At 43.3% G+C, this 4,903-nt stretch carries 8 protein-coding genes; 2 read left to right on the top strand and 6 right to left on the bottom strand.

What is annotated here, in order from left to right; translation table 11 throughout:
* Positions 1–54: 54 nt before the first annotated feature.
* A complete protein-coding gene (locus WAM07_RS01290) occupies positions 55–531 on the top strand; it encodes a YkyB family protein (RefSeq protein WP_422164104.1) in 477 nt (158 codons plus the stop codon).
* Positions 532–607: 76 nt separating this feature from the next.
* Entirely contained in the window at positions 608–820 is a 213-nt protein-coding gene (locus WAM07_RS01285; RefSeq protein WP_139205846.1) for a hypothetical protein, read from the top strand.
* 38 nt (positions 821–858) lie between these two features.
* Here the strand turns inward: WAM07_RS01285 and WAM07_RS01280 are convergent, their stop codons facing one another.
* The 6 genes from WAM07_RS01280 to WAM07_RS01255 all read right to left on the bottom strand — a co-directional run.
* Positions 859–1,764 (bottom strand): chemotaxis protein, encoded by a 906-nt coding sequence (locus WAM07_RS01280; RefSeq protein ID WP_422164103.1) that lies wholly within the window; start codon positions 1,762–1,764, stop codon positions 859–861.
* Between the two features lie 108 nt (positions 1,765–1,872).
* The gene (locus WAM07_RS01275; protein ID WP_422164106.1) at positions 1,873–2,082 is read right to left on the bottom strand and encodes a PLDc N-terminal domain-containing protein; all 210 of its coding nucleotides are present in this window, start codon (positions 2,080–2,082) and stop codon (positions 1,873–1,875) included.
* A 60-nt stretch (positions 2,083–2,142) separates the two neighbouring features.
* Positions 2,143–2,544: a hypothetical protein gene (locus WAM07_RS01270; protein WP_422164102.1), complete on the bottom strand. Its 402-nt coding sequence runs from the start codon at positions 2,542–2,544 to the stop codon at positions 2,143–2,145.
* A gap of 61 nt (positions 2,545–2,605) precedes the next feature.
* Positions 2,606–3,304, bottom strand: coding sequence for a DNA alkylation repair protein (locus WAM07_RS01265; RefSeq protein ID WP_422164100.1), 699 nt, complete (start codon positions 3,302–3,304; stop codon positions 2,606–2,608).
* A 17-nt stretch (positions 3,305–3,321) separates the two neighbouring features.
* The gene (locus tag WAM07_RS01260; protein ID WP_422164098.1) at positions 3,322–4,173 is read right to left on the bottom strand and encodes a patatin-like phospholipase family protein; all 852 of its coding nucleotides are present in this window, start codon (positions 4,171–4,173) and stop codon (positions 3,322–3,324) included.
* Between the two features lie 549 nt (positions 4,174–4,722).
* The coding region (locus tag WAM07_RS01255) for a hypothetical protein (protein WP_422164097.1) at positions 4,723–4,903 on the bottom strand (181 nt) is incomplete at its 5' end.

Genomic DNA, 4,903 nt, shown 5'->3' with positions numbered 1-4,903 from the left:
TAACAAAAAACACATATGATAGATTTACACAATTGGATAGAAAGGAGAAATGTTATGAAGAATTATGCTCTCTCAAACAGAGAACTGGCCGAATCCCTGTTTATTGTTAACCGACACGCAAAAACGGCACCCGAACCTAAACACTTATATGATATAAAAAAATATACAATTGATAAACTTCTGCAGGAAAGCCGCGCAAAAAAAATTGGACTCCATTTCTCAGATCACCCTAAACTCAGCCAGCAGCATTCCACCCTCCTCATTGAAATTGCCGGGTACTACTTTCATATTCCAGCGAATAAACAGGATTTCGACCAGTTAGAACACCTCGGTAAAGTCGACCAGTCGTACAGGAATCCGAAACCAAAACTGTCTCTTTCCAAAGCCAAACGAATACTTTACCGCTATTTGAACTGGGAACAGCCTGTGCAGAAGCAGCCAGCCTACGCCTCTCAATCCCGTCCGGCTGCCAGTTTTCTTGGCCAGCGCGATGTATCCCCGTGGAACCAAAGACGTCGTAAGCATAATTAATTTTCCGGGATGTTCTGAACCATGTTTTACTGCTTGAATAATAAGGAAATAGAGGTTGTAGAGGAGGATGATACAAATGAGTACTGATATGCTGGAAGATTTCCAATACCATCTAAAAAAATACATGGAATACACAACAGAAATGCGTGCTGCTTTTGAACATCTGTCGGAGCATCAGCAAAAAATCATTGTTGAGGCGTCCCCTACCAAAACCGGACCTGAAACATTATCCAAGCAGGCATATGCCTGGCACGATGAACTTTACAAACGGTTGAATATCGAAAAATAATGCAGAGAAAGCCGCTGGGATTCAGCGGCTTTCTTTCGTTATAAGATATAGTGATCGATCCATTTGACCAGTTCAAGAATTTCAGGTTTGGATACTTGTGCATCCGCTCCAACCTTTTCCCCTTTGTAGAGAAGATCATTTGTAATTAAAGAAGAAAAAATGATAACCGGCAGAGCCTTCAGCTCTTCACTTTCTTTAACCACTCTCGTCAGATGATGTCCATCGATCTGCGGCATTTCAATGTCCGTAATGACCAACTGGTATTCTTCTTCTACCACTTTTCCTTCATCCACTAGCTGCTTAAGATGATCCAGTGCCTCTTTTCCGTCCTCGAATACCACAGTCTGGTCATACCCCGCTTCTTCAAGTGTCTCCTGTAGCAACGCCCGAAGCAGGCTGGAATCTTCAACGACCATAATCCTTTTTTCGGATCTCTCCCTTTCCCCAAGGTTCCGTAACTGTTCCTTATTGATACTGGATTCTGGACTAATATCAGCGGCCACTTTTTCAAAGTCTAAAAGCAGCAGCATGCCGCCCTCCATTTTTACAATGCCTGTTATTTTCGTTTCCAAGCCTTGATACATCTTTTTCGGTTTCTCCATCTGCTCCCAGGAAATTCGGTGAATTCGTGTGACCGTATGCACATGAAAAACAATTTTCATTTGATTAAACTCCGCTAGAATGAATTTATCCTGAGCAGGTTGTGCAGAAGGGGTAAAGCCAAGGGCGTGAGCGGTATCAACCACAGGCACGACTTCCCCTCTTATTTCTATAATTCCTTCCACGGAAGGATGGGAGTGAGGAATATGGGTAATAGGCTGCGTGTTAAGTATCTCTTTTACTTTAATTACGTTGATGCCGAATCGATTGGATCCAATGCCGAATTCTACGATTTCCAGCTCGTTGGTTCCACTTTCCAGGAGTACGCCTTGCTGATTTTCCATAGGTTATCGTCCTTCCTATCTTTGTTCATTCTCTCTATATATCGTCTTAAAGAACTCCTTATTCAACAGGAGAGAACCATAAAAAAACACCCTTGCAGAGAGGGTGTTCTAAATATCATTCCTGATGACTAAATAGACAATGAGACCTATGACAGGGAAAAACAAGGTACCAAGCAAAACCATTATGGCAAACTCCGGACTCCTCCCTTTTCTTCGTGAGTCACGGTAGGACCATATACTCGTTACGATATTTAAAACCAATAGAAGCAGACCAAATAAAAGAAAGGTGAAAAGCAGCGTCATGTTAAATTCCATCATCATGGTGTATTCCCCCTTCTGTAAGCTTTACGAATTGTAAAGGCAGAAGGTTTCAGAAAACTACGCTGCCTGTTTTTTCGCCCGCTCTCTCAGGTGAGTCCATGTTTTTTTGCACATTTTAAATAGTACGTACATGACTCCATAGCTGCTGACCGCAAGCAGACAAATAGACCAGTAGTAATCCGGAAGTGCCGACTGCTCCTGACTCATCGCATACCTGTCCACGAGCTGTAAAAAAGCAATCGTAATTAAGCTGCTTGTAAAATAGCTCGCAAAGGTATTCCAGTTTTTCACCATCATCCATTCAATGATGGGACGAGCAACCCACATCAAGGACATAACCAGGACAAAAACAAGAAAAAACTGTACATGCTCCGGCTTCAATCCGATCATTCGAATCACATCATCATTTAACATCGCAATCACATGATCCAGTACAGAATAATCAATCCATTTCTCCATACAAAGCATCTCCCCGTGTTCATGATACAACCATTATGAACATATCCCGTGGAGAATAAACTTAAGAAGTTAACAGCCCTTTATTCTTTGCCCACTTTAATCCTTCTCTTTTGGTCAAAGGCCGGAATGATTCCGACTCCAATAATTGGACTACGGCCTTCGCATCTGTTTTACTATACTCGCGAAGCGCCCAGCCTATAGCTTTTTCAATAAAAAACTCTTTCTCATCCTTCAGCTGGCGTGCCGTCTCGAATAATAATTCCTTATCTGTCTGCTCTTTATACTTTAATTGATGAAGCATGCTGGAGCGCCGGATCCAAAGGTTACCAGAATGGCTCCAATTCTCAGTGATGGATCTTAGCCGTTCAGGATAACGCTTAAAATACCCACCGCATAAATTGGACGCGATCATATCCACGGTATCCCACCATGAGGCCGTCATCATCAGCTCTTTATAAACCGCGATAGAAGATGGAACGGCTTTCTTCACACCTTTTTCCAATAATGCAAGAGCTGCATAATGACATTCCCTTTCTGGCTGCTGAAATAGCAGGATGGCCGCATCCATCCGTTCCGTTTCCGAAATCGTCCTATATTCTTTATAGATCGGACGCAGAATGGCTGTGCGCTCAGGACTTTTAATGCCATAAAACTGGAACTGATGTTTCATGTAGGCTTCCATAGCCGGCCTGTTCTCTTCATTTTGATGCTCCTTGAAGGTATGAATAATGGCGGACTTGATTTGTTCGCTTCTCTTCATTCAGATCATCCCTTCCCTCAGGTTTGTAAAAAGGCTGCCAATTGATCGGCCTGACTTTGCGCTTCCTCGTATCCTTGAGTGTACAACTGGTGAAGACGATCCCGGTTCCTTTCAATGCGGCTTACCTGAAGCGGCTTCATGGGACGGAGTACAAAGGCTTCCCCCGATTGTTCCATCCGCTTCACCTCTTTCAATTTTTCGTTATAGCGTTCATGGCGGTTAATCAAAGATTTAGCGAACATCGGAAACTGTCTATATTTCCGGTTAAAATACCAGCCCAATTTCATCTTTCCTTTTAAATAACCGTCATTCCTAGTTAACACGAATACATGTTTAGCGTTTCCATGCTTAATCGAAGGGCCAACGGGAATAGGATCGGAAATCCCCCCATCCATCAATTGTTTTCCTTCATACATAATGCTCGGTGCAATCAAGGGAAGAGAACTCGAAGCACGCATCACTTTCAACAAACTTTCCCTAGTGGGGAAATGATCATAAAAGAGGGGCTCCCCGGTTTCAAGATTAGTGGTTCCTACTACAAAATCAGCCTTCTTTGATTGAAACGATTCATAATCAAACGGAACCAGATCATTCGGAAGTTTATCAAAAATAAAATCCATTCCAAATAACTGACGTTTTGTAAACATTCGTTTATAGGATATGTACTCGGGATGATCCCCGTATTCAACCATGACTTCATAATTTCTTCCTCTCTGTCCCGCTACATAGGAGCTTCCATTGCAGGCACCTGCTGAAGCACCTACCACAAATGGGAATTGGATTCCTTCGTCATGAAAGAAATCCAGAACACCTGCCGTATAAGCTCCCCTCATGCCTCCGCCTTCTAAAACTAAACCCGTATCTTTCATAGATGGACCTCCTTTGTGCTTGTACCCCTTATTATACCAGTGGTATGCCAATTTTAAATCATCCTGCCTACCTGTAGCTTTATGTCTTGTTAATCTTACTAAAGACCAGGCTCTATTAAAGTTTATTGTTGATTTTTCATAAGAGGCTTATTACGCAATAGGGCCGGATTGTGTAAGACTCGATTTCGAGATTTTTGTGAGAGGAAAGGTCCGTAGGGGGACGATTTCGCTTTCCGTGGGCATGTGCTGAGCCTCCTCAGTCTTCGACTTCCGGGGTCTCACCGATCATGTTTATCCCACAGGAGTCTACATCGTCCCCCTCCGGACCTTACTGAAATGAGAGGCTCGAAACACCTTCAAGATCACCTGCGTGATGAGGAATTAGACAGTGTCTTTATACCTATCTTAAGGATGTAATGACCCGCAATAGCCTGTCATTAAAGCATTTAATCAAGATTAAGTAGGAGAATCTTTCTCTTCTAGAAGGGTCCGTTCACATAAAATGGCTGGGTTGGTGGGGAAATGGCGAGACTCCCATGGGAGAAGGGACTAGGTGAGATCCCGCAGGGAGTGAAACGAGCGAGGAAGCTCACCGTTCCCCCGTAGGAAAGTGTTCAAATGTGGAATCACCCCGAAAGACACGACCAGCATAAGCCGACCATCAAAAGGATGGCGGTTTTTCAATCCGTTGATGAGCGGCTTATGTCTCGAGTGTCTGGGTGATGGAACA

The sequence above is a fragment of the Halobacillus sp. genome, assembly GCF_049282395.1.
GTDB lineage: Bacteria > Bacillota > Bacilli > Bacillales > Halobacillaceae > Halobacillus.
Note: the sequence above shows the minus strand (reverse complement) of the source record. Positions and strands in the feature narration are given on the sequence as shown.

What these genes read in the sequence shown, in the direction of transcription:
- WAM07_RS01290 (WP_422164104.1), top strand. Translation starts at nt 55, where the DNA reads ATGAAGAATTATGCTCTCTCAAACAGAGAACTGGCCGAATCCCTGTTT.
- WAM07_RS01285 (WP_139205846.1), top strand. Translation starts at nt 608, where the DNA reads ATGAGTACTGATATGCTGGAAGATTTCCAATACCATCTAAAAAAATAC.
- WAM07_RS01280 (WP_422164103.1), bottom strand. Translation starts at nt 1,764, where the DNA reads ATGGAAAATCAGCAAGGCGTACTCCTGGAAAGTGGAACCAACGAGCTG.
- WAM07_RS01275 (WP_422164106.1), bottom strand. Translation starts at nt 2,082, where the DNA reads ATGATGGAATTTAACATGACGCTGCTTTTCACCTTTCTTTTATTTGGT.
- WAM07_RS01270 (WP_422164102.1), bottom strand. Translation starts at nt 2,544, where the DNA reads ATGGAGAAATGGATTGATTATTCTGTACTGGATCATGTGATTGCGATG.
- WAM07_RS01265 (WP_422164100.1), bottom strand. Translation starts at nt 3,304, where the DNA reads ATGAAGAGAAGCGAACAAATCAAGTCCGCCATTATTCATACCTTCAAG.
- WAM07_RS01260 (WP_422164098.1), bottom strand. Translation starts at nt 4,173, where the DNA reads ATGAAAGATACGGGTTTAGTTTTAGAAGGCGGAGGCATGAGGGGAGCT.